Origin of the sequence: Paenarthrobacter sp. NPDC090520 (genome assembly GCF_044769205.1) — a bacterium.
Classification (GTDB): Bacteria; Actinomycetota; Actinomycetes; order Actinomycetales; family Micrococcaceae; genus Arthrobacter.
On sequence record NZ_JBIVXM010000028.1, the window covers coordinates 1 to 22,349 of the forward strand.

Genomic DNA, 22,349 nt, shown 5'->3' on the forward strand with positions numbered 1-22,349 from the left:
CGCAGACCCCGACCCACCCTCAACCTCGAAACCCCAGCCAACCGGCTTAACCAGCTGCTACAAGCGGCCTAACCCCCCAGCGTTGCTCCCACCCCCTCAAAACGCGCTTAAATGCGACCCAGTTGGGTTTAGGGGGTGGTGGCTGTGGATTTGGGGCGCAGGAGGATCGCCGCGACGATGCCGCCGATCGCGCCGCCCAGGTGCGCCTGCCACGAAACGTACCCCATCACGGTGGGCAGCACGCCGAACAAGATGCTGCCATAGGCCATGAAGAGCACCACTGACAACAGGATCTGCCACCAACTGCGGTTGAAGAATCCCCGGACCAGCAGGAAGGCAAAGAATCCAAACACCAGTCCGGAGGCGCCAACGGTGACTCCTCCCCCGCCGATGAGCCAGACGGTCAGGCCGGACCCCAGCCAACTGAACGCAAGTGCCGTGATGAACACCCTCAGCCCCGCCAGGAACACCAGGAAGCCGAAGATCAGCAGCGGCAGCGTATTGGAAAGCAAGTGGTTGAGGTTGGCATGCAGCAGCGGGAAGGTCAGGATATCCAGGACACCGTCGAGAGATCGCGATCGCAAGCCAAACGTGCGGTTGAGCCCATGCGACATGAGCGTATTCAGGAACTCAATGACGTAGAGCAGCACCACGAAGCCGCCCATGAAGAGCAACCCTCCCTTGGCCCTTCCCGCCAGCGAATCGCGGGCCTCGGCCTTTGAACCATCGGGCGTTTCGAGCACCATGCCGGCCTCCTGTCAGTGCACCACGATCGGCTGGAAGCCCTCGGCGCGGAGCGCGCCCAGTACTTGTTCCCCGTGTTCGTGGCCCTTGGTTTCCAGGTTGATGGTGATCGAAACGTCGCCCATGCTGATGGAGCCGCCCAGGCGCGTATGGTCCAGCCCGGTGACGTTGGCGTCGTTTTCCGCGATGATGCGGGCGATCGTTGCCAGGGAACCGGGCCGGTCGTCCAGCATCATCCGGACGGTCATGAACCGCCCGGCCGCGGAGAGACCGCGCTGGATGACCTTCAGCATAAGCATCGGATCGATGTTGCCGCCGGAGAGCACGACGGCGGTGTTCCCCGGGTTTTCGATCTTGCCGTCCATCAGTGCGGCTACTCCCACCGCGCCGGCCGGTTCCACCACCATCTTGGCCCGCTCCAGCAGGAAGATCAGCGCCCGTGCCAGCGAGTCTTCGCTGACAGTTACGACGTCGTCCACCAGTTCGCGGATGATGCTGAACGGGAGCTGTCCCGGCCGGCCTACGGCGATACCGTCTGCCATGGTGGAAACCTTCTTGAGGGGTACCAGGGCGTCGGCAGCCAACGACGGCGGGTAGGCGGCAGCGTTTTCGGCCTGGACGCCGATGACACGGATGTCGCGGCCCAGCTCCTTGGCTTTGGCCTTGATGGCGACCGCCACCCCGGCCAGCAGGCCGCCACCGCCGACGCCCATGAGGATGGTGTCCACGTGCGGGATCTGGTCCAGGATTTCCAGCCCGATGGTTCCCTGTCCTGCCACTACATCCACGTTGTCGAAGGGGTGAACGAAGACTGCACCGGTCTCGTTGGCGTAGCGCTGCGCCTCGGCCAGGGCTTCATCCACGTTGTGGCCGTGAAGCACCACCTCCGCGCCGTGGCTCCGGGTGGCGGCGAGCTTGGGAAGGGCCACGCCGAGCGGCATGTAGATGCGGGCGTTGATGCCCAGGCTCTTCGCGGCGACTGCTACGCCTTGGGCGTGGTTACCGGCGGAGGCCGCTACGACGCCACGCTTCTTTTCGTCCTCGGAGAGGCGGGCCATGCGGACGTAGGCACCGCGGACCTTGAACGAACCGGCGCGCTGCAGGTTCTCGCATTTGAAGAAGACGTTGCCGCCAACGAGGGTGCCAAGTGCCCGTGAGGACTCCACCGGAGTCTTCGTAATAATGCCCTCGAGCAGCTCCTGCGCCTTGAGGACATCGTCCAGCGTGACGGGCAGGGTTTCGAGGGTATTCACTGGCTATTCTCCTTTGTTGGTGTCGGCGTCAGAAGGCTCCGTGGGGACGCTTCCTGAAACCTTGGCCTTGCTGTCGGAACTGGCGCCGCCTCGGGTATGACCGGCGGGAAGGGCGACGTCCTTGAAATTGGAGTCGCCGTCAGGCCCCGGTGAACCTTCGGCGGTGGCGGCCTCAGCCGCTCCCAGTCCCCCATCATGTTCCCACGTCCGCCCGGCAATGTAGCGAACGGCCGTATTTACTACGGCGAGGATTGGAACGGCAAAGAGTGCTCCCGGGATGCCTGCGAGGTAGGAACCGGCCGCCACAGTGAGGATGACGGCGACCGGATGCAGCGCTACGGCCTTGCCCATGACCAGTGGCTGCAGGATGTGGCTCTCGAGTTGCTGGACCAACAGCACGATCGCCAGCATGATCAAGGCGTTGACCGGTCCGTTGGCTACCAGGGCCAGCAGGACGGCGATGGCACCGGTCACCAGCGCACCCACCACGGGGATGAACGAGCCGATGAACACCAGTACAGCCAAGGGCAATGCCAGGGGAACCTGGATGATTGCAGCTCCGACGCCGATGCCCACGGCATCCACGAAAGCGACGAACATCTGGATCCGCACGTAATTGACCATGGAGGTCCACCCGCGGCGGCCGGCCCCATCCGTGGCCCGCCGGGCTTTCTTGGGGAGCAGCCGGACAAGGAAGGCCCAGATCCGGCTCCCCTCCAGCAGGAAGAAGATCAGGATGAAGAGTGCCAGCACCAGTCCGGCCGCGAAATGGCCTGCCGTGCTGCCGAAGGAGAGCGCTCCGCTCAGGATGCTGCTGCTGTTGTTTTGCAGGGCGTTTGCTGCGTCGGCGATGTACTTGTCGATCTGGTCCGCGGTCAGGTGCAGTGGACCGTCGGCAAGCCAGGTCTGGACCTGCTGAATGCCGGTAAGCGCCTCCTGCCACAGCTCCCCGAAGCCGGCCGCCAACTGGCGTCCCACCAGGGCCAAGGCCCCTGCGATCACGCCAATAAAGGCCAGCACCGTGATGGCCACAGCAAGCCCGTTGGGCACCTTCAGGTTGCGCAGCCAAACCACCACGGGGTAGAGCAGGCCTGCCAGCAGGGCAGCAACCATGACCGGGATGATGAGGAAGCTGACCTTGCCCAGCAGCCAGACGAGGATGCCGATCATCACCAGAATGAGGCCGGCACGCCAGGACCATGCGGCCGCTATGCGCACACCGTACGGTATATCCTCGGCAATTTGGCGGTCTGAACGGGTTTTGGCGTCCGGTGTTGGCGTCATGAACCCATACTTCCGCAGCCCGGGCCGTATGGGAAACCGGCACTACCCGCAAACCGGCTAAAGCGAAGCGCTGATACCCCAGGTCATGGCGAAGGATCCACCGGGCGCCAGCCAACGCAGGCCGTCTCCGCTGTTAAAAGCGTTGGCCGGACCCGTCATGGGTTCCAGCGCTACGGCTTTGCTCCGGCCCGGGAACGTGTCGGTCACGAACACGTGGACATACTGGCAGTTCCGGTCCTGCACCAGGCTCACGCTGCGCCCATCCGGTGCGCTCAGCGTGTGGCGGGCAGTGCCGCCGTCGTACGCCAAATCGGTGAAGGCGACGTCTATGTCCAAACTGCCCACGGAGCGCCCTCCGGACAAGTCGAAATCGCCTTCCACGGGGGCGGTGCTCCGTGGAATCAAGCGCTCGTCGGCAACCAGCCGGGTTCCCGCCTTGACGTGCAACGTCAGGTCTTCCGGAGCAACGTCACCGAGGCGCAGGTAAGGATGGGCCCCGAGAACGAAGGGTGCCTGGGCATCCGAATCGTTCACCAGGGTTTGCTCGACGTGCAGGTCCTGGTTGGCATCGAGTTCGTAGCGGACGCGGTGGCGGACCAGGAACGGGTAGCCGTGCTGCGGAAAGACCGTGGCCTCCAAGGTCACGGAAAACTCGGATTCATCCACCAGCGCGTACCCGGCGTTCCTCAGCAGGCCGTGGCTGGCATTGTTGCGGGACACCTCTGTAACGTCGAGTTGCTGCTTCTTGCCCTCGAGGTGCCACACGCCGTCTTCCACGCGGTTGGCCCACGGCGCCAGGGTGATTCCCGTGGCACCGGGAGGAATATCGGCGTCCCCGTAGCTTTCGGTCAGCTGGACTCCGCCGCGCGAGTACAAGCGGAGGCCGGCAGCCAGTTCCGTGACAATTGCGATCGCCTCGCCGCGGCGCAACTCGAATTGGCGGCCTGTGGCAAAGCGGCGCGCCTCGGACCGGGGTTCTGCATCTGGAGTGGGGGAAGAGTCAGGCATGGAAATACCGTACTGCACCCCGATGCTTGACCGGATTCGAGCAATGTTAATTTTTGTTAGAAACTATGCGTTTTTGATTGCTTATGGAATGATGGGTTCATGAGTCGCATCACCACTACCCGCCTCGCCGACAGCCGCGAGCTGATCTACTTCGACGACCCCGGGACTCCCGAACGGACACCTGGGTCCTTGGTGGACCACCGGGACCTTCCGGCCCGCGGGGAACCCGGCGAGGTGCGGTACGACGCTTTGTCCGGAGAGTGGGTTGCGGTGGCTGCCCACCGCCAGAGCCGCACCCACCTTCCGCCGGCTGAGCAGTGCCCCATATGCCCCACCACAGCCGCCAACCCGTCGGAGATACCTGCTCCTGACTACGACGTGGTGGTCTTCGAGAACCGCTTCCCCTCGTTGGGTCCTGCGCTGGGCGATATTCCACAAGCCCCCGCCAGCGGAGGCCACGGCATCAAGGGAGCCGCGTTCGGCCGTTGCGAGGTAGTGGCCTTCACCCCGCAGCACACGGGCTCGTTCGCCGGACTTGGCGAGACCAGGGCACGCACGGTCATCGAAGCATGGGCCCAGCGCACCGAAGCCTTGAGCGCCCTGCCCGGCATCAAGCAGGTGTTTCCCTTCGAGAACCGCGGCGCAGACATTGGAGTGACGCTGCACCACCCACACGGCCAGATTTACGCCTACCCCTACGTCACTCCGCGCGCCGCCAGCCTGGGCGCTGTTGCCCGGAAGTACTACGACGACGTCGACGCGAAGGAAACGCTCGCGGCGTCGTTGCTCAGGGCCGAACGGGAAGACGGAAGCCGCATGGTGCTGGAAGCACGCCACTTCAGCGCCTACGTTCCCTTCGCTGCCCGGTGGCCCCTGGAGATCCACCTGGTTCCACACCGGCACGTTCCCGATCTTGCGGCCCTGACCGGGGAGGAACGGGACGAACTGGCACACGTGTACCTGGACCTGCTCAAGCGCCTGGACGCCCTGTATCCAACGCCCATGCCCTACATCTCGGCCTGGCATCAGGCTCCCCTGGATTCTTCGCTGCGTCCCGCCGGACAGTTGCACCTGCAGCTCACCTCACCCCGGCGCGCCGCGGATAAGCTGAAGTACCTGGCCGGCTCGGAGGCGGCGATGGGTGCGTTCATCAACGACACCACTCCGGAGGCCGTGGCAGAACGCCTGCGCAGCGTCGCCGGCGCCCCCTCCGTCAAGACCCTGGAAGGCTCCCCCGCATGACCACCACCACAGACACCAGCGCCCTGGCCGAACGCTTCCAGGAGACGTTCGGAACAGCCCCCGACGGCGTGTGGCAGGCACCGGGACGGGTGAACCTCATCGGAGAGCACACCGATTACAACGAAGGCTTCGTCCTGCCGTTCGCGATCGACAAGACCGCCAAAGTTGCCCTCAGGCTCCGCAACGACGCCACCGTTCGCCTGCTCTCCACGTTCGGCGGCCACGGACTGGTGGAAACGTCGCTGGAGGGCCTGGAACCCGGCTCAGGCCAAGGGTGGTCCCGCTACCCCTTGGGCGTGGCCTGGGCTCTGCAGGAACGCGGAATCACAGTGCCCGGCTTCGACCTCCTGCTGGATTCCGACGTGCCCCTGGGCGCCGGACTGTCTTCCTCGCACGCCATTGAGTGCGCAGTGATCACGGCCCTGAACGAACTCACGGACGCTGGTCTCAGTGCTGAAGAACTGGTCCTGGAAACGCAGAGGGCCGAGAACATCTTTGTTGGCGCCCCTACGGGGATCATGGACCAATCGGCTTCCCTCCGCGGCGCCAAGAGCCACGCTGTGTTCCTTGACTGCCGTGACCAGCACGTGGACCTGGTCCCCTTCGATGCAGAATCCGCAGGACTGGTGCTGCTGGTCATCGACACCAAAGTCTCGCACTCCCACGCCGACGGCGGGTATGCCTCGCGCCGGGCGTCCTGCGAGTTGGGCGCAGAGGTCCTGGGCGTCACCGCCCTGCGCGATGTTGGCGTGGAAGACCTCGAAGAAGCCTCCGGCGTCCTGGACGAAACCACGCTGCGCCGCGTCCGCCACGTGGTGACGGAAAACGACCGTGTGCTGCAAACCGTAGAGCTGCTGGGCAGCCACGGCCCTGCCAGCATCGGCCTCCTGCTCGATGCCAGCCATGCTTCGATGCGGGATGATTTCGAGATTTCCTGCCCGGAACTGGATCTGGCCGTCGAGGCCGCCAAGACTCACGGCGCCATCGGTGCCCGGATGACAGGCGGTGGCTTCGGCGGCTCGGCGATCGCCCTCACTCCGGTGCGCCAGGAGCAGCAGGTGCGGGACGCCGTCGTACGTGCTTTTGCCCAGGCCGGCTTCACTGAACCGGACATCTTCACCGTCACTCCGGCGGCGGGAGCGCTTCGCTTGGCGTGAAAGGCCGGGCCTGGCCCCGGTTTGCGTACCGATACCGGGCGTAAGCTGGGGCCATGACCGAGGCCGTCATTGTTTCCACTGCCAGGAGTCCAATTGGCCGGGCCTTCAAAGGCTCCCTCAAGGACGAACGCCCCGACGATCTTGCTACGGCCATGGTGCAGGCCGCCTTGGCCAAAATCCCCGGTTTTGACGCCGCTGCCCTCAACGGTGGCGGCTTGGACGACATCCTGCTTGGGTGTGCCGAACCCAGCGGTGAGGCCGGCTCCAACATGGCCAGGGTGGTAGCCGTCCTGGCCGGCCTGGACAGCGTGCCCGCAGCCACCGTCAACCGGTTCTGCGCCTCGAGCCTGCAAACCTTGCGCATGGCCTTCCACGCCATCAGGGCCGGCGAGGCGCACGCAGTGGTGGCCGCCGGCGTCGAAAGTGTTTCCCGATACCAGAACTGGCAGGGTGCCGGTGAAACAGACGCCGCCAACCACAACCCCCGCTTTGATGCCGCTGCCCAACGGACGGCAGCGCGTGCGGCGTCCAACATTCCCTGGACCGACCCACGGCTGGGCGGCAGGCTTCCGGATATCTACATCGCCATGGGACAGACCGCGGAAAACGTGGCCACCACCTACGGGATCACCCGGGCCGAGCAGGACGAATGGGGCGTGCTGAGCCAAAACCGGGCAGAAGAGGCCATTGCCTCGGGCTTCTACGCGCGGGAAACCACCCCGTACACACGCAAGGACGGCTCAGTGGTCAGTGCCGATGACTCCCCACGTGCCGGCGTCACGTTGGACGGGGTTTCTGCGCTACAGCCTGTCTTCCGGGCCGAGGGAACCGTCACCGCAGGCAATGCCTGTCCGCTCAACGACGGTGCTGCGGCACTGGTAGTCATGAGCGACGCGCGTGCGCGCCAACTGGGCCTTGAGCCAGTGGCCCGGGTGGTCTCCACCGGCGTCAGCGCCCTCTCACCCGAGCTCATGGGAATGGGCCCGGTCGAGTCCACTCGGCGCGCACTGTCCCAGGCCGGGCTCACCATCGATGACATGGACCTGGTGGAAATCAACGAGGCCTTTGCCGTTCAGGTGATCGCGAGCGCCAGGGAACTGGGCATCAACCCGGAGAAGCTGAACGTCCACGGCGGTGCCATCGCCGTGGGCCACCCCTTCGGCATGACGGGAGCACGCATGACCACCACCCTGCTCAACGGGCTCAAGGAACGCGACGGGACACTGGGGCTGGCCACCCTGTGCGTGGGCGGCGGCCAAGGAATGGCCGTGGTTTTCGAACGCCTGGGCTGACTGCTTTAAAGGGAAAATGCCCCCGATATCTCCGGGGGCATCTTCCGCATGGCTCGCTTGGTCGTCTTTAGTCGTCGCCGCGCAATATGGCGAGGAGGCGGATGATTTCAACGTAGAGCCAAACCAGGGTGACTGTCAGGCCGAACGCGGCAACCCAGGAATAGCGTTCCGGAGCGCCGGCGCGGACGCCTTCCTCGATGCTGGTGAAGTCCATGATCAACGAGAAGGCAGCGAGGCCGATCGCGAGGATGCCGATGAAAACGCCCAGCGGGATACCGGCGATGGTGATGCTGGTGCGCAGGCCAAAGGGCTCCTGCACGGCACCGGTCCACATCATCACCAGGTTGATCAGCGCGAACACTGCGTAACCGATGGTGGCGATCATGAAGAAGCGGATCATCTTGGGCGTGGCACGGACCTTGCCGCTCTTGAAGAGCAGGAGCGTGACGCCGAAGACTGCCAAGGTACCGATGACTGCCTGGAGGCCGACGCCGGGGAACATTCCGTCAAGGATGCGGGTAAGGCCACCAAGGAACAGGCCTTCAAGTCCTGCGTACGCAAGGATCAGCGCAGGTGAGGGCTGCTTCTTGAAGGTGTTCACGAGGGCGAGCACGAAGCCACCCAACGCGCCCACGATCATGAGCGTTGTAGCCAACGTCGGGGCGACAAACAAGGTGACGCCAGCGCCCAGGACCAGGACGACGAGGCACATGACGGTCTTCATGATGACGTCGTCGTACGTCATGCGGCCGGTATCGGCCGGACCTGCGGCAGGCTGGTTGTACATCTGCTGCAATTGTTCGTTGGTCATGCTCTGCTGCTGGGCAGACCATGCTGCCTGGCTATCCATGACCTGGCTGGGGGCACGTCCGGGTACCTGGTTAAACGGCTGGCCGTAGGGGTTGCCATACGGATTTTGCGGTACAGACGGTGCCTGTTTGGCTCCACGGAAATTCTTTCCGTTGAAGATCGGGTTTCCGCCAAGTGCCATTGCGGGTGTCCTCCTGAAAAAGGGCTGAGTGATAATTCACGGTACCAATTACCACGCACGCGCGGCAGGGAAAGTTCCCTTGTTCATCCAGAAGAAACCCAACCGTGACACGGCGCTGGAAGAGTGGAGGGCAGTTGCCTCCTGCGTCACTTTTGTTACCTGATCGCGACCTTTGGACCCCTTGGCCCTGCATTTTTTGGCCGCACTGAGCGGTAACATAGCCACAGCATGGGTGACTTGGGTCACATTTTGAGACGCAGGCAGGAAATGTGCCAAGCCCCGTGTCCGTTCGCACCGGTTGCAATGGCGCAGCCGGGACCACCCCCACTGTGGAGGTTTCCATTTTGAGAAGCACACTGCGCGACCCGTCCATCAGACGGTCCAAGGGACTACGGAGAGCAATGGGGGCGTTCTTCGCGGCCCTCATCGCCACTCTGTTGATCGCCGCTCCCGCGGCGGAGGCAACCACCCCCTCGCCTTCGCCATCAGCCACCAATTTCCAGAACAGCATCAGCGGATTCCTCCGCGACGACGCCCGGGCGCCCATAGCCGGCGTCAAGATCAAAGCCTCAGGAAACGGATTCGAAGGCGAGGCGACCTCCGGCACCAATGGTGCATGGAACATCGGAGTCCCGGTCCAAGGCACCTACAAGATCGAACTCGATACCTCCACCCTGCCGGACGGCATCAAACTGGCCGACGGCCAGGAAAATCCCCGCAATGTCACGTTCAGCCAAACGTCCAACCTGTCCGTGATCTTCGCCTTCGGCAAAGGCATCGTGGTCCAGCAACAGGACTTCGGCCAAAATCTCCTCAACCGCCTGGTTGCAGGCCTCAGCTTCGGCCTCCTGCTGGCCTTGGCGTCCGTTGGTTTGTCGCTCATTTTCGGAACCACGGGCCTGACCAACTTTGCCCATGGCGAGATGGTCACGCTCGGCGCCGTCCTGGTGTTCCTCTTCAATGGATTCGGGTTCCCGTTCTGGCTCGCGATACTGCTGGCCCTGGTGGGCGGCGGCCTCTTCGGCTACGCCCAGGATGCCGGCCTTTGGCGTCCGCTGCGCCGCCGCGGCACCGGCCTGGTTCCCATGATGATCGTCAGCATCGGCTTGGCCCTGGCCATCCGCTATGTGATCCAGTTCTACTTCGGTGGAGCCACCCAGCAACTGCCAGGCGCGCAGAGCGCAGAAATCCAACTCGGCCCCATTTCCATCTCGCCCAACAACTTGTGGTCCCTGGTGATCAGTGCCGTCGTCATCGCCCTGATCGGCATCGTTTTGCTCAAAACGCGCCTGGGCAAAGCCACCCGTGCAGTGGCGGACAACCCAGCCCTCGCGGCAGCCTCGGGCATCGACGTGGACTCGGTGATCCGCATCGTCTGGATCGTCGGCGGCGTGCTTGCCTCCCTTGGTGGCATCCTGTGGGCCTACTACCGTCCCGGAGTCACGTTCGATATGGGTTCCCAGATCCTGCTCCTCATCTTCGCCGGCGTGACGCTGGGTGGCCTGGGGACCGTCTTCGGTGCGCTGATCGGTTCGATCGTCGTTGGCATTTTTGTGGAACTGACCACCGTGTTCGGGCTGCCGGCCGACCTGAAGTACGTCGGTGCTTTGTTCATCATGATTGTTGTCCTTCTGTTCCGACCGCAGGGCATCCTCGGCCGGCGTGAGCGTGTGGGTTAGGAGCGGGCCATGGATTTCGGATTTATCTTCTCCAGCGCCGCCGGTGAGTTGTTCAGTCCAACGACGGCGGCCTACGCCCTTGCCGCTTTGGGCCTCGCCGTCCACTTCGGCTACTCCGGCCTGCTGAACTTCGGCCAGGCCGGCTTCATGGCTGTGGGAGCCTACGGCTTCGCGATCTCGACGCTGACCTTCAAAACGCCGTTCTTCATCGGCCTGCTCATCGCCGTCTTGTGTTCGGTAATCTTCGCCTTCATCCTCGGCATTCCCACCCTTCGGCTTCGAGCGGACTACCTGGCCATCGTCACCATCGCCGCGGCTGAAATCGTGCGGTATGTCGTGACCACCAACCAACTGACGAGCGTTACGGGTTCGGCCAACGGACTCGCCGCCTTCGAAGGTGGCTTCTACTCCATGAACCCCTTCCCCGAGGGGTCCTACATGGGCATGAACAACAGGGACTTCTTCATCCGCGTGGTTGGGTGGGGACTGGTCATCGTCTGCTGCCTCCTGGTGTGGCTGCTCATGCGCAGCCCGTGGGGACGCGTCCTGAAGGGTATCCGCGAAGACGAGAACGCGGTGCGTTCCCTCGGCAAGAACGTCTATTCCTACAAGATGCAGGCCCTGGTGATCGGCGGTGTACTCGGCGCCCTCGCCGGCATGATCTTCACGCTCCCCCGCGGCGCAGTCCAACCGTCCAACTATGGCACCGAGCTGACGTTCTTCCTCTGGACCTGCCTCCTCCTGGGCGGCATGGCCACCGTTTTGGGACCCGTCATCGGTGCCATGATCTTCTGGGTGGTGCTGTCCCTGACCCAGAGCCTGCTGTACGGGCTCATCGAATCCGGAGCAGTCACCTGGCTTACCACGGTCCAAGCCGGCCAGCTGCGCTACATCCTGGTGGGCGTGGCCCTGATGCTCCTGATGATCTTCCGCCCGCAAGGCGTCTTCGGCAATAAGAAGGAGCTTGCATTCGCATGAGTGAAAGCAACGGTCAGCCGACCGAAAACATCGATTACATGACAGACTCGCGGCCCATCGCCGTCGGGGAGAATACCCCCGGCTGCAAGAAGCGCGATCCCATCGTGGTGGCAGAGAACGTGACGCGCTCGTTTGGCGGCATCAACGCCGTGGACGTCGAGTACCTCGAAATCCCCCGCCACAAGATCACCGCTTTGATCGGGCCCAACGGCGCCGGCAAAACCACACTCTTCAACCTGCTCACGGGATTCGACACTCCGAACTCCGGCAAGTGGCAGTTCGAAGGCAACAGCCTCGCCGGGGTCTCCTCCTACAAAGTGGCCCGCATGGGCATGGTCCGTACCTTCCAGCTCACCAAGGTGATGGGCAAGCTGACCGTCATGGAGAACATGCGCCTCGGTGCCTCCGACCAGCCCGGCGAGCGCCTGTCCAAGGCCCTCTTCAAGGGGATCTGGGGTGGCAGGGAAAAGGAGATCACCGCCCAGGCCAACGTCCTGCTGGAGAAGTTCAAGCTCGATGCCAAGAAGGACGACTACGCGGCTTCTCTGTCCGGTGGTCAGCGGAAGCTGCTGGAAATGGCACGCTCCCTCATGGTCCGCCCCAAGCTGGTGATGCTCGACGAGCCCATGGCCGGCGTCAACCCGGCCCTGACCCAGTCCCTGCTGGACCACATCAAGAACCTCAAGGCCGAAGGGATGACCGTCCTCTTCGTCGAGCACGACATGAACATGGTCCGGCACATTGCCGATTGGGTGGTGGTCATGGCCGAAGGAAAGGTTGTAGCCGAGGGTCCTCCGGGCGAAGTCATGAAGAACCCCGCCGTGATCGACGCCTATCTGGGCGCCCACCACGACGTGGACCTGGGCGACGCCCAGGGCATCCGGGAGCTGGAAGCCGAACTCGTCGCCGACGAGGAGTCAGTGGTCGGCACCGAAGACGCCGGCATGCTGTCCACCGAAACAACCGCAACCGGCGTGACCGAAACCAAGGAGGACGAGAAATGAGCGCCACCAGCGCAATCCCCGCCCCCGCAGGCAATCCCACGGAAGACGCCGTCGTCAAAGTCACCGACCTCGTGGCCGGGTACCTGCCGGGCGTCAACATCCTCAACGGCTGCAGCATCGAGGCCCGCAAGGGTGAGCTGATCGGCATCATTGGCCCCAACGGCGCCGGCAAGTCCACGCTCCTGAAGGCCATGTTCGGTTTGGTGAAGGTCCACTCCGGCGCCGTGGTGGTGCGTGGCCAGGACCTCACGGGGCTGAAGGCCAACAAGCTTGTCACCCAGGGCGTTGGCTTCGTCCCCCAGACCAACAACGTCTTTGCCACGCTGACCATCGAGGAAAACCTCCAGATGGGCCTGTTCCAGCGGCCCAAGGTCTTCGCCGAGCGCTTCGACTTTGTCACAGGACTCTTCCCTGAGCTCGGCAAGCGGCGTGCACAGCGGGCGGGCTCCCTGTCCGGCGGCGAACGCCAAATGGTTGCCATGGGACGGGCGCTCATGATGGATCCCGCGGTGCTGCTTCTCGATGAACCGTCTGCAGGCCTCTCCCCCGTCAAGCAGGACGAAACATTCCTCCGTGTCCACGAGATCAACCGCGCCGGTGTTTCGGTGATCATGGTTGAACAGAACGCCCGGCGCTGCCTGCAGATCTGCGACCGCGGATACGTGTTGGACCAAGGCCGCGACGCCTACACCGGCACGGGCCGCGAACTCATGAAGGATCCCAAGGTCATCCAGCTCTACCTGGGCACCCTGGCCGACGAGGTCTAGGAGCTCGCCAACACCACGTGGGCCCCGGTTCAGGCAACTGACCCGGGGCCTGCTCTTTGCCCCTGGCGGCGCCCGCTCTGCGACCATACTCCTCGAATAGAACGCAGGGCAGGCCCCACAACGAGCATCTGCCTCGGGGGTGCGGACCGTCACGACCTACTTTGCGGACGCACAGTCCCTTCGGGCTCCGGAACACCGACGTGTCCGCCTGGGCGAGGCCCAAAGTGGGTCGTGGCCGCCCGCTCATCTCCCATAAACGCAGACGCACGACGTCGGCACTCACGCAGGCGCCGTCGTCGAACCTCTCGCTCTTGGTGGCGGGGCACACCCGGCGGGCTCGTGTGCCGTCACGACCTACTTTGCGGACGTTGAGACGCGACACGCCGAGATAGGGATGCCCAATGGAGGGCTGCACCTTCAAAGTGGGTCGTGGCCGCACACGAGCCGCACTGCGGAGCCCGCCGTGCGCCCCAAACTCCGCCCGCAGCCCGCAGAGCAGGCCTCACAACACCAAAGAAAGAGGCCCTTTCCGCGTGGATGGGGCCGTGCCCTCGTTAATCCAGGACGTGGTTTCGGACCAGCAACCTTTCGACCATGGCGATCCCCTGCTGCTCAAACGATCCGTCTCCCACGCGGTGGGCCCAAACGACTGTTCCAATGGCTTGGTCCACGTTTTCGAGTGTCCACAACCGTCGATCGAGATCCGTTTCAACAACCCTTCCGTACCCTTCGTGGAAGGCCGGCGCGAGTTCGGGGTGCGTCAGGAACTGTTGATGACTCAGCCGAACCAGGTCATGGACCCATGGGCGAAGGTCCGCGCGGCCAAAGTCGATGACTTTCACCCGCCCGCAGTCATGCAACCAGTTCCGCGGCTGGTAGTCACCGTGGGTTGACACCAGCTCCACAGGCGAAACTTCGACGGCGGCCACCACCTCGGACAGGCGCCGCACCGTGTCTTCGGGAAGCAGTCTCCCGGCCTTTTCCAGCACAGAATTGGTCCTGTCGCGCAGCGACCGCATGTAGCTTGCCGACGTACCTGCGGGGCGATGGAGTCGCGCCAAGAGTTCTCCCGCCTGGCGATATGTATCGGAGGTGACTTCCGCAATGCTGCCGGCAACCAGTGCACCAGGGAGGTATCTCGTAACCAGAAGGCCAGCCTCGGGAGCCGCGTGGGCCAACGTGGGAACAAGTCCTTCGAGGGCCGGCATTCCCCGTGAATAGGCGGCGATTTCACGGCGGATATGGTGGCTTGTCTGACTGGCCTTGACGATATATTGGCAGCCATCCGGGGTTTCCACACGGAGCACCGTGGTGTCCTGCAAGGGCCACGAATGGTCTGTGACCACAGTGAAGCCACCCAGCCACGAGACAAGCAGGCCGTGTTGTCTTTCGCTGATCCCATCAGTCACCCCACCAGCATGCCACCCGGCGGGCTCGTGTACCGTCACGACCTGCTTTGCGGACGTTGAGACGCGACACGCCGAGATAGGGATGCCCAAGGGCTGGCGGTGCCGGCAATGTGGGTCGTGGCCGCACACGAGCCGCGTTGCGGGGCCCGCTCGGCGCCCCAAACTCCGCCCACAGCCTGCAGAGCAGGCCCCGCAACACGGGCTTCGGGAGATCCGGACGCAGAACAGGTCCCCTTCCTGTTGGAAGGGGACCTGTTCGGGTCGGGGGAAGGAGTGTGGCTTACAGCTTGCCGAACTCTTCTCGAACCGGCTTGTAGGTGTTGTCATCCTGGTACTCGTAGATACCGATGTACGCCTCGGTGGGGTCACCGGCGTCGGAGAACGTTACGGGGCCGGACTGGCCGTCGTAGTCGATGTCCTTGCCTTCGCGGAGGAGCGTCACACAGGCCGCGAAGCTGGTGCACTTCTCGCCGCCTTCGGAGACTTCCTTCAGCTTGGCCGCGATGTCCTTGCCCTTGGTGCTCTTGGCGGCCTCAGCTGCCAGGGCGATCAGGTTCACGGCGTCGTAGGACTCACCTGCGTAGCTGTAATCCTTCAGGGCGGGATCGATGGCCAGGAGCTTCTGCTTGAAGGCATCCTTGGCGAACGTACCGGGAATGGTTCCCTGTGCGCCCTTCAGGGTGCCGGGCTGGAAGTCCTTGCTGTAATCAGAAGTGTTGCCGTCAACCATGAAAAGCTGCGTCGGCTTGATGCCCTTGCCGGTGATCAGCGGGACGATGCTCTTGGCCTGGTCGAACGTGATCAGTGCGATGGCGTCCGGCTTGGCGGCAAGAACTTTGTCCACCTGGCTGCTGAACTGCGAGTCACCTTCGTTGAAGAGTTCCTCGGCAACAACCTTGCCGCCTGCTGCCTCGAAGGCTTCCTTCACGTTCTTCTGCAGGCCGGTGCCGTAAGCGTCGTTAAGCACGATCATGCCAACGGTCTGGGCGCCACACGTGGCCATGTAGTTGCCGAGCACCTTGCCCTGGAGGACGTCCGAGGGTGCAGTACGCCAATACAGGCCCTTGTCGTCCCAGGTGGTGAAGTCGGGCGACGTGTTCGCAGGCGAGAACTGGATAACCCCGGCACCCGTGATCTGGTTGATGACCGTCTTGGAAACGCCGGACGAAGCCGCACCGATGATGGCGCTGACACCCTGGCCGAGCAAGGCCGTGGTGGACTGCGTTGCGATGTCCGTCTTGGTGTCACCGGAGTCGCGGTGGATCACGGAAACGGGAGCACCCAGGACACCACCGGCGTCATTGACTTCCTTGATGCCAAGGTTGACGCCGGCAATTTCAGGTGGGCCGAGGAACGCCAGCGACCCCGTTGTCGGCAGGAGCGAACCAAGCTTCAGTGGCGTGGACGTGGTGGTGGTCGAAGGAGGCACGGGTCCCGTGTTGGTAGCGGCCTGGCTGTTGCCGGCCCCTGCACCTGCACTGGGAGCCGGGCAGGATATCCCTGCCGAGGCTGCGGAACTGGAACCGGAGCCGGTCTGGCTCGGCGTGGAAGACCCGCCACAGGCCGTGGCGAGAAGAGCGACCCCAATGCCAAGCGCGGTTAGCTTGGCGGCCCTGGGCGCCGCTTGGGAAAGATCAAACATGCGTAATCTCCTCGATCGAAAGGTGCGAACTGCCTTTGATGCGATTGCTCAGGTATTCCTGATTACTGCTCAAACTAGTGCAATTGATCCGTGAAGATAAGTGATTCAGGTCACATCCCTATAACACTCGTTGCCTGTGGGGAATCTACGAGCCGACTGGGAAAATTCTCTGAGAGGCACACGAAAAAAGGAAGGGGAGGATACTCCTCCCCTTCCTTGCAGTGCCCCAGGTGGGACTCGAACCCACAACACGCAGATTTTAAGTCTGATGCCTCTGCCAATTGGGCTACTGGGGCGCCCGGACCATGGTATCCCAGCTAGAGACGATCGAACGGCGCCGCATAGCGGAAGGTGCCCGTGACGCCGTCGGGCCATCCCGGCAGCCGAAGAAGCTGGAAATGGTCTCCCCAGGCGGCAACCGGCGGTTCGACGCCCAACGAGGCCGCCGGTACATAGCCGAACCGCGGATAGTAGGCCGGACTGCCCAGGAGCGCGATCCCCGGGATCCCGGCGGCAGCCGCGCGAACCGCGGTTTCGCGCATGAGGGCCGAGCCTATCCCCCGGCGCTGCAGGGTTGGAGCTACCCCGATCGGGCCGAGGCCTACCAGCACCAGGCCGCCCACCGAGCCTCGGGTACTGATCACATGCCCCACAATGTCACCGCCGATCTCCGCCACGATGCTGAGATCAGGAACGTACTCTTCGCAGTCGAACAATTCACGGAGCAGGCCGACCTCCACCGGCACCCCTTCAACCGGCTCGCCCGTCACCGGCGAGACCGAGAACGCCTGCGCGGTCAGCGCCAGGATGGCCGGCCGGTCCTCGGGCTGCTCACTCCTCAGCACAATGCCGCGGCCAAGCAAGTGAAGGACCTCCATGGCCCTGCCCGCATCGGTGGCAGGAACCAGCAAGTGGTCATGGTGGAAACCGGCCAGGACATTGCAGCTGATCCCCGCATGCGTCAGGGCAGCGCTGACCGCGGCCGTCAAGCCCACGGCTTCAAGCGCCGAATGGATCTGGAGGGTAATCCAGGCCGCCACGAAATCGTAGCTGAGCCCCAACCTCTCAGCCTCAGCGCGGCGAAGGACCACCGTCAGGCCCTCGGCCTCGCGGACGGCGGCCTCCACGTCACCCTCCAGGGGTCTTCCGTGCGGCCAAAGAGCGTAGACATAGTCTCCGTCCCGCATCACGGGGTGCATGCAACCAAGAAGTGTTTGGAGGTCGGTTTCGCCAGCCATGGAAACAGTCTAGGGGCGGCGTCCCGGTTAAATGCGCGACGGCGGCCACTCCCCTGGGGGAGCAGCCGCCGTCGGGCGAGGTACTACTTGGCGTCAGCCGTGACCGGGGTCTTTTCCTCGGCGGGCTTTTCAGCAGCCGGGGCCGGTGCGGGAGCAGCGGCAGGCTTGGGAGCCGGGGTCGCTGCGGCCACGAAAGCACCACGCGGGTTGTCCAGGTCGATCAGCTGGGTGGTGTCGCGGCCTGCGAAGAAGGACAGGATCCAACCGAAGATCACGCGGAACTTGCGCTCAACCGTGGGCATGGCCATGCCGTGGTAGCCACGGTGTGCCAGCCAGGCGAGACCGCCCTTGAGGCCGATGCGGCCCAGGAGGTTGATGTTGGCAACGCCCTTCCACTCGCCGAAGCCGGCTACAGCACCAAGGTTCTTGTGCTTGTAGTCGTGGAGCGGCTTGTCCCAGCGGGAAGCCCAGAGGTTCTTGGCGAGCTTCTTGGCCTGGCGAAGCGCGTGCTGTGCGTTCGGCACGCAGGTGCCGTCCGGCAGGCCCTTGCCCGTGAGGTCCGGAACAGCGGCGATGTCACCGGCAGCCCAGGCATTCTCGATGATGCCTTCGTCGCCCGCGATGCGCAGGTCCGGGAGAACGCGGACGCGGCCACGCGGTTCCAGCGGGAAGTCGGTGGAGCGGATCATCGGGTTGGCCTGCACACCGGCAGCCCAGACCAGGGTGTCAGCTTCAACTTCGCCTGCGGAGGTCTTGTCCGGCAGGTTGATGAGCTTGAGGTTGCCCTCGGCGCTGTCCAGGGAGGTGTTGAGCAGGACCTCGATGCCGCGGCTGCGGAGGTGCTCAACAACCCACTCGGCCTGGGGTGCCGTGACCTCGGGCATGATGCGGCCCATGGCCTCGACCAGGATGAAGCGGACTTCTTCCTGGCGGACGCGCGGGTTGTTGCTGACGGCAGCGCGGGCGAGGTCTTCCATTTCGGTGAGGCACTCGATGCCGGCAAATCCGCCACCGACAACCACGAAGGTGAGGGCCTTGGCGCGCTCTGCAGGATCGGTCATGGTGGACGCTGCTTCGATGCGCTCCAGGACCTTGTTGCGCAGTGCAACGGCTTCCTCGATGGTCTTCAGGCCGATGCCCTTGTCCGCGAGGCCCTTGATGGGGAACGTGCGGGTGATGGCGCCTGCGGCGATCACGACGTCGAAGTACGGGATCTCGAACGGCTCGCCGCCGTCGGAGGGGGCAACCACCGCAGTGCGGTTGGCGTGGTCGATGCCGGTGACGCGGCCCTGGATGAGCTCGGTCTGCTTCAGGTGCTGGCGGTGGGAGACCACGGCGTGGCGGGCCTCGATGTTGCCACCGGCCACCTCGGGGAGGAACGGCTGGTAAGTCATGTAGGGCAGTGGATCCACGACGGTGACGATGCCACCTGCGTTCGCGATCTTCTTCTGCAGTTTGAGGGCTACGTACAGGCCGACGTAGCCGCCGCCGACGACAAGAACGCGCGGACGGTCAATGAGCTCTGGGGTGGTTGCCATGAATCCAGAGTACAGCACTTTGTGAAAATCTTCACTAGCTACTTCTTCGCGGGTGGATCCACCACTTCCACGGCCCCGGTTTCGGCCTCTTCCGGCACCGCCGGCGGGTTCCTGTAAGCACGCCGCAGCTGCAGCGCTGCGCCCGTAACAATGGCGGCGAAAAGGCCACCGAAACCAAGCACGACGGCGGCAGGCAGGGCGTCGTCGACGCCCGCCGGCGTCTTCGCCGTGGGAACGGTAGGATCGGCCAACGTTGGAGCCGCACTTGTGGGGCTGGCCACCGGTGCCTGCGAAGGTGTGCTGAAGTCGCCACGGCGGTGCACGCGGATCCAGTCCGCGATGGACCCCAGGGGGTTCACGGAGGTGGTGGGCACGTCACCCTTCAACGCAGCCTCGGCGTCCAGGATTCCGTAACCGTAAATGGGGTCCTTGCCTGGGGCGCCGGCATCCTTGGCCGTGCTGACGATCCTGTTGATCACCTGCTTGGCGCTCATGTCAGGCCACTTGGAGCGGATCAATGCGGCCACGCCGGACACGATCGGGGCAGCGCCCGAGGTGCCGGCCCATTCGGCGTACTCGCCACCCGGAACGCCACCTACGAGGTCTTCGGCGGGAGCCGCAACGCCAATGCTGATGCCCTGCGACGAGGAGTCGACACTGGCCTTTCCGTCACTGTCGAGGCCGGCCACGGTGAGGACACCGGGAATGGTGGCCGGTGCACCCACCTGGACGTTGCCGCCCACGCGGTTGCCCGCGGCTGCGACGATCACCACGTCCTTCTGCTCGGCGTACAGGAACGCGGCATCCCAGCTTTGCGGCCAATCCGGAGACGTGCTGCCCAAGGAAATGTTGATTACCTTGGCGCCGTTGTCCACTGCCCAGCGAACGGCCACGGGAATTTGTTCCTGGTCCGTCTTGCCGCCCGGGTTGGGCGAGCCAAGCCACGTGGAAACGGACAGGATGTCAGCCTCGGGGGCTACGCCCACCATGCCATCCGGTCCCCCTGCAGGTGGAACCGTAGGGGTCGCAGGCGGAGAAGCGGTGGGCGAGGCAGTCGGCGTCGTGTGGCCGCGTCCGGCCAGCATGGTGGCCACCAGGGTTCCGTGCTCCGGCTTTGCCCCGATGCTCTTCTGGCCGTTGGCGGCTCCGGCTCCGGAAGCATCGGCCCCGCCCGTCACCACGCCCTTGAGGTCCGGGTGGTTGCCGTCGACGCCGCTGTCGATGACGGCAACCTTGACACCGGCGCCCTTGGAGACCTGCCAGGCATTCGTGATGCCTGAGTCCTTGAGCCACTGCTCCTTGTCACGCCAGGAATCCGCCATGGCCGAAGGAGCGGAGGCCAATCCCCCCACCAGGGATCCTCCGGCCAGGAAGGCAGCCAACGAGGCCGAAAGGAGCCGCCTGTGCCGCATGGTCATGCAACTCCCCGGATACTGAGCGCGATGCCGTCAAGGATGTCGTGCTCGCTGGAGGTTGCCCCCTGGATGCGGCCGTCGCTGGCCTGGCCCAGGCGCCACAGAATCCTGCGCCACACCAACGCACCTGCACCGATGACGTCCACCCGGCCGGGGTGCATGTAGGGCAGGGCAGCCCGCTCGGACCTGCTCATTTCCAGCAGGTTGGTGGCGGCATCGCTGATGGTCTCAATGTCCAGGTACGCGCCATGGATCTTGTTGGGCTGGTATTCGGCCAGCCCAAGGGCGTGCGCGGTGATGGTGGTGATGGAACCCGCCACGCCAACCACGGCTGTGGCGCGGCCAAGCGGTACCGTTTGTGCCGCGAGATCCAGGGCAGCGTCGACGTCGGCCTCCGCAGCGGCGATCTGGGCCGCCGTCGGCGGGTCGCTCGTGAGGTGCCGCTCGGTCAGCCGGACGCACCCGATATCCACCGAACGGGCGGCTATCACTCCGTTCGCGTCGCCCAGGACGAATTCGGTACTGCCGCCGCCCAGGTCAACCACCAGGACAGCGTCGTCGCCCTTGATGGGCAGGACACTGCTGGCTCCGGCAAATGACAGTGAAGCTTCCTCGTCACCCGAGATGACTTCGGGGGCAACCCCCAGCAGGTCCCGGATGCCATCCACGAACACCTGGCGGTTGCGGGCGTCGCGGGTAGCGGACGTGGCAACGAACCGGACAGATCCGGCTCCGTGGTCACCGATGAGGGCAGCGTAGTCCTTGGCCGCGGCGAACGTGCGGTCCAGGGCCTCCGGTGCGAGTTCGCCGGTAGCGTCCACACCCTGCCCCAGGCGCACCACGCGCATTTCCCGGACGACGTCGGTCAATGGACCTGCCGCACTGTCAGGCGACACATCGGCGATCAGCAGGCGGATGGAATTGGTTCCGCAGTCAATGGCGGCAACGCGGCTCATGTACGCTCTTCCGTCGATTCCGGGGTGGAAAGGGAGGTCTTCGATTTCCGGACCGGGGCAGGCCTGCCCACGATGTCCGGCAGGCCCTGCGGGCCGTGGCGGCTGAGGTCCCTCGACGGGGTCTCCCCCGCGGTGTCCCAGGCGCCGTCGCAATAGCAGCGGTCCTTGGTCCACCACTCGGAGATGGCCTCCAGCGCCTCGTCGCCCAGGGGGTTCACCCCGGGACCGGCGGCCAACGAGTGCCCCACGAGCACGTGCAGGCACTTGACCCGGGTGGGCATGCCGCCGGCAGAGACGCCGGCGATTTCCGGAACGGCTCCGGTTCCGGAACGTTCGGCAATCCCGTTGCGCGCCTGCAGGTAAGCATCGTGGGCACCGTGGTAAGCGGTGGCCAACTCCTGGTCCTCGACCAGGCGATCGTTCATCCGGTTCATCAGGCCACCGGCCTCCAGCCGGGAAACAGCCGAGGTGATCACGGGATGCGTGAGGTAGAACGTGGTGGGAAACGGTGTTCCGTTGCTGAGCCTCGGTGCCGTTGCCGCAACCAGCGGGTTGCCGCACACGCAACGCGCGGGGATCTCCACCACGTCACGGACGGGCCGGCCAAGCTGACGGCTCAGCACATCGAGGTCATGTGCTGATGGCTGGCGGGATTCCTGCGGCATTGCTGCCGTGTTCTCTTCCACTTGCGCTGCCAACCTTCCTGCCCTTTTGGTCGCCTCCCGTCAGGGCACGACGGCGGCGGGCACCGC

Annotated in this window: 19 protein-coding genes and 1 tRNA gene; 7 read left to right on the forward strand and 13 right to left on the reverse strand. The window is 64.4% G+C overall.

Features of this window, described 5'->3' with window-relative positions; genetic code table 11:
- Positions 1-128: 128 nt before the first annotated feature.
- From ACIQTZ_RS22045 to ACIQTZ_RS22060, 4 genes are read right to left on the reverse strand one after another with little or no spacing between them, the layout of a single operon-like run.
- Entirely contained in the window at positions 129-746 is a 618-nt protein-coding gene (locus ACIQTZ_RS22045) for a rhomboid family intramembrane serine protease (RefSeq protein ID WP_400330788.1), read from the reverse strand.
- 12 nt (positions 747-758) lie between these two features.
- Positions 759-1,997 carry a threonine ammonia-lyase gene (ilvA, locus tag ACIQTZ_RS22050; protein ID WP_400270495.1) on the reverse strand — a complete coding sequence of 413 codons (1,239 nt, stop codon included), beginning with the start codon at positions 1,995-1,997 and terminating at the stop codon, positions 759-761.
- 3 nt (positions 1,998-2,000) lie between these two features.
- Complete coding sequence (locus tag ACIQTZ_RS22055) at positions 2,001-3,281, reverse strand: AI-2E family transporter (protein ID WP_402946971.1); 1,281 nt, start codon at positions 3,279-3,281, stop codon at positions 2,001-2,003.
- A 57-nt stretch (positions 3,282-3,338) separates the two neighbouring features.
- Positions 3,339-4,289: an aldose 1-epimerase family protein gene (locus tag ACIQTZ_RS22060; protein ID WP_402984117.1), complete on the reverse strand. Its 951-nt coding sequence runs from the start codon at positions 4,287-4,289 to the stop codon at positions 3,339-3,341.
- Positions 4,290-4,388: 99 nt separating this feature from the next.
- Here ACIQTZ_RS22060 and galT point away from each other — a divergent pair, with 99 nt between their 5' ends.
- From galT to ACIQTZ_RS22075, 3 genes are read left to right on the forward strand one after another with little or no spacing between them, the layout of a single operon-like run.
- Positions 4,389-5,531 carry a galactose-1-phosphate uridylyltransferase gene (galT, locus tag ACIQTZ_RS22065; protein WP_402984120.1) on the forward strand — a complete coding sequence of 381 codons (1,143 nt, stop codon included), beginning with the start codon at positions 4,389-4,391 and terminating at the stop codon, positions 5,529-5,531.
- Complete coding sequence (gene galK / locus ACIQTZ_RS22070; RefSeq protein ID WP_402984123.1) at positions 5,528-6,688, forward strand: galactokinase; 1,161 nt, start codon at positions 5,528-5,530, stop codon at positions 6,686-6,688. The genes galT and galK overlap by 4 nt, the downstream gene beginning before the upstream one ends.
- A 53-nt stretch (positions 6,689-6,741) precedes the next feature.
- The gene (locus ACIQTZ_RS22075) at positions 6,742-7,980 is read left to right on the forward strand and encodes an acetyl-CoA C-acetyltransferase (protein ID WP_402984126.1); all 1,239 of its coding nucleotides are present in this window, start codon (positions 6,742-6,744) and stop codon (positions 7,978-7,980) included.
- A gap of 67 nt (positions 7,981-8,047) precedes the next feature.
- Here the strand turns inward: ACIQTZ_RS22075 and ACIQTZ_RS22080 are convergent, their stop codons facing one another.
- Positions 8,048-8,971: a Bax inhibitor-1/YccA family protein gene (locus tag ACIQTZ_RS22080; RefSeq protein WP_402984129.1), complete on the reverse strand. Its 924-nt coding sequence runs from the start codon at positions 8,969-8,971 to the stop codon at positions 8,048-8,050.
- A gap of 401 nt (positions 8,972-9,372) precedes the next feature.
- On the opposite strand from ACIQTZ_RS22080, the gene ACIQTZ_RS22085 reads away from it, so the two are divergent.
- From ACIQTZ_RS22085 to ACIQTZ_RS22100, 4 genes are read left to right on the forward strand one after another with little or no spacing between them, the layout of a single operon-like run.
- The gene (locus ACIQTZ_RS22085; RefSeq protein ID WP_400270488.1) at positions 9,373-10,650 is read left to right on the forward strand and encodes a branched-chain amino acid ABC transporter permease; all 1,278 of its coding nucleotides are present in this window, start codon (positions 9,373-9,375) and stop codon (positions 10,648-10,650) included.
- Positions 10,651-10,659: 9 nt separating this feature from the next.
- Positions 10,660-11,628 (forward strand): branched-chain amino acid ABC transporter permease, encoded by a 969-nt coding sequence (locus tag ACIQTZ_RS22090; RefSeq protein WP_400330768.1) that lies wholly within the window; start codon positions 10,660-10,662, stop codon positions 11,626-11,628.
- Positions 11,625-12,632, forward strand: a complete 1,008-nt coding sequence (locus tag ACIQTZ_RS22095; protein WP_402946983.1) for an ABC transporter ATP-binding protein — start codon at positions 11,625-11,627, stop codon at positions 12,630-12,632. The genes ACIQTZ_RS22090 and ACIQTZ_RS22095 overlap by 4 nt, the downstream gene beginning before the upstream one ends.
- The gene (locus ACIQTZ_RS22100; protein WP_402984132.1) at positions 12,629-13,399 is read left to right on the forward strand and encodes an ABC transporter ATP-binding protein; all 771 of its coding nucleotides are present in this window, start codon (positions 12,629-12,631) and stop codon (positions 13,397-13,399) included. The genes ACIQTZ_RS22095 and ACIQTZ_RS22100 overlap by 4 nt, the downstream gene beginning before the upstream one ends.
- Positions 13,400-13,953: 554 nt before the next feature.
- On the opposite strand, the gene ACIQTZ_RS22105 is transcribed toward ACIQTZ_RS22100, so the two are convergent.
- The 8 genes from ACIQTZ_RS22105 to ACIQTZ_RS22140 all read right to left on the reverse strand — a co-directional run bounded on the left by ACIQTZ_RS22105 (position 13,954) and on the right by ACIQTZ_RS22140 (position 22,283).
- On the reverse strand, positions 13,954-14,808 hold the full coding sequence (locus tag ACIQTZ_RS22105) for a phosphotransferase family protein (RefSeq protein ID WP_402984135.1): 855 nt from the start codon (positions 14,806-14,808) through the stop codon (positions 13,954-13,956).
- A 280-nt stretch (positions 14,809-15,088) separates the two neighbouring features.
- On the reverse strand, positions 15,089-16,450 hold the full coding sequence (locus ACIQTZ_RS22110) for an ABC transporter substrate-binding protein (protein WP_402984137.1): 1,362 nt from the start codon (positions 16,448-16,450) through the stop codon (positions 15,089-15,091).
- A gap of 222 nt (positions 16,451-16,672) precedes the next feature.
- Positions 16,673-16,746, reverse strand: a tRNA-Leu gene (locus tag ACIQTZ_RS22115).
- A 21-nt stretch (positions 16,747-16,767) separates the two neighbouring features.
- A complete protein-coding gene (locus ACIQTZ_RS22120; protein WP_402984140.1) occupies positions 16,768-17,688 on the reverse strand; it encodes an N-acetyltransferase in 921 nt (306 codons plus the stop codon).
- 83 nt (positions 17,689-17,771) lie between these two features.
- The gene (locus ACIQTZ_RS22125; protein WP_400330754.1) at positions 17,772-19,226 is read right to left on the reverse strand and encodes an NAD(P)/FAD-dependent oxidoreductase; all 1,455 of its coding nucleotides are present in this window, start codon (positions 19,224-19,226) and stop codon (positions 17,772-17,774) included.
- Positions 19,227-19,264: 38 nt separating this feature from the next.
- Positions 19,265-20,644: a S8 family serine peptidase gene (locus ACIQTZ_RS22130; RefSeq protein ID WP_402984143.1), complete on the reverse strand. Its 1,380-nt coding sequence runs from the start codon at positions 20,642-20,644 to the stop codon at positions 19,265-19,267.
- The gene (locus ACIQTZ_RS22135) at positions 20,641-21,597 is read right to left on the reverse strand and encodes an exopolyphosphatase (RefSeq protein WP_402984145.1); all 957 of its coding nucleotides are present in this window, start codon (positions 21,595-21,597) and stop codon (positions 20,641-20,643) included. The genes ACIQTZ_RS22130 and ACIQTZ_RS22135 overlap by 4 nt, the downstream gene beginning before the upstream one ends.
- Positions 21,594-22,283: a DUF501 domain-containing protein gene (locus ACIQTZ_RS22140; protein ID WP_400330745.1), complete on the reverse strand. Its 690-nt coding sequence runs from the start codon at positions 22,281-22,283 to the stop codon at positions 21,594-21,596. The genes ACIQTZ_RS22135 and ACIQTZ_RS22140 overlap by 4 nt, the downstream gene beginning before the upstream one ends.
- Positions 22,284-22,349: the final 66 nt, after the last annotated feature.

Excerpts from the sequence above, each read along its gene's own strand:
- ACIQTZ_RS22045 (WP_400330788.1), bottom strand. The coding sequence starts at position 746 with ATGGTGCTCGAAACGCCCGATGGTTCAAAGGCCGAGGCCCGCGATTCG.
- ACIQTZ_RS22055 (WP_402946971.1), bottom strand. The coding sequence starts at position 3,281 with ATGACGCCAACACCGGACGCCAAAACCCGTTCAGACCGCCAAATTGCC.
- ACIQTZ_RS22060 (WP_402984117.1), bottom strand. The coding sequence starts at position 4,289 with ATGCCTGACTCTTCCCCCACTCCAGATGCAGAACCCCGGTCCGAGGCG.
- galT (WP_402984120.1), top strand. The coding sequence starts at position 4,389 with ATGAGTCGCATCACCACTACCCGCCTCGCCGACAGCCGCGAGCTGATC.
- galK (WP_402984123.1), top strand. The coding sequence starts at position 5,528 with ATGACCACCACCACAGACACCAGCGCCCTGGCCGAACGCTTCCAGGAG.
- ACIQTZ_RS22075 (WP_402984126.1), top strand. The coding sequence starts at position 6,742 with ATGACCGAGGCCGTCATTGTTTCCACTGCCAGGAGTCCAATTGGCCGG.
- ACIQTZ_RS22080 (WP_402984129.1), bottom strand. The coding sequence starts at position 8,971 with ATGGCACTTGGCGGAAACCCGATCTTCAACGGAAAGAATTTCCGTGGA.
- ACIQTZ_RS22085 (WP_400270488.1), top strand. The coding sequence starts at position 9,373 with ATGGGGGCGTTCTTCGCGGCCCTCATCGCCACTCTGTTGATCGCCGCT.
- ACIQTZ_RS22090 (WP_400330768.1), top strand. The coding sequence starts at position 10,660 with ATGGATTTCGGATTTATCTTCTCCAGCGCCGCCGGTGAGTTGTTCAGT.
- ACIQTZ_RS22095 (WP_402946983.1), top strand. The coding sequence starts at position 11,625 with ATGAGTGAAAGCAACGGTCAGCCGACCGAAAACATCGATTACATGACA.
- ACIQTZ_RS22100 (WP_402984132.1), top strand. The coding sequence starts at position 12,629 with ATGAGCGCCACCAGCGCAATCCCCGCCCCCGCAGGCAATCCCACGGAA.
- ACIQTZ_RS22110 (WP_402984137.1), bottom strand. The coding sequence starts at position 16,450 with ATGTTTGATCTTTCCCAAGCGGCGCCCAGGGCCGCCAAGCTAACCGCG.
- ACIQTZ_RS22120 (WP_402984140.1), bottom strand. The coding sequence starts at position 17,688 with ATGGCTGGCGAAACCGACCTCCAAACACTTCTTGGTTGCATGCACCCC.
- ACIQTZ_RS22125 (WP_400330754.1), bottom strand. The coding sequence starts at position 19,226 with ATGGCAACCACCCCAGAGCTCATTGACCGTCCGCGCGTTCTTGTCGTC.
- ACIQTZ_RS22130 (WP_402984143.1), bottom strand. The coding sequence starts at position 20,644 with ATGACCATGCGGCACAGGCGGCTCCTTTCGGCCTCGTTGGCTGCCTTC.
- ACIQTZ_RS22135 (WP_402984145.1), bottom strand. The coding sequence starts at position 21,597 with ATGAGCCGCGTTGCCGCCATTGACTGCGGAACCAATTCCATCCGCCTG.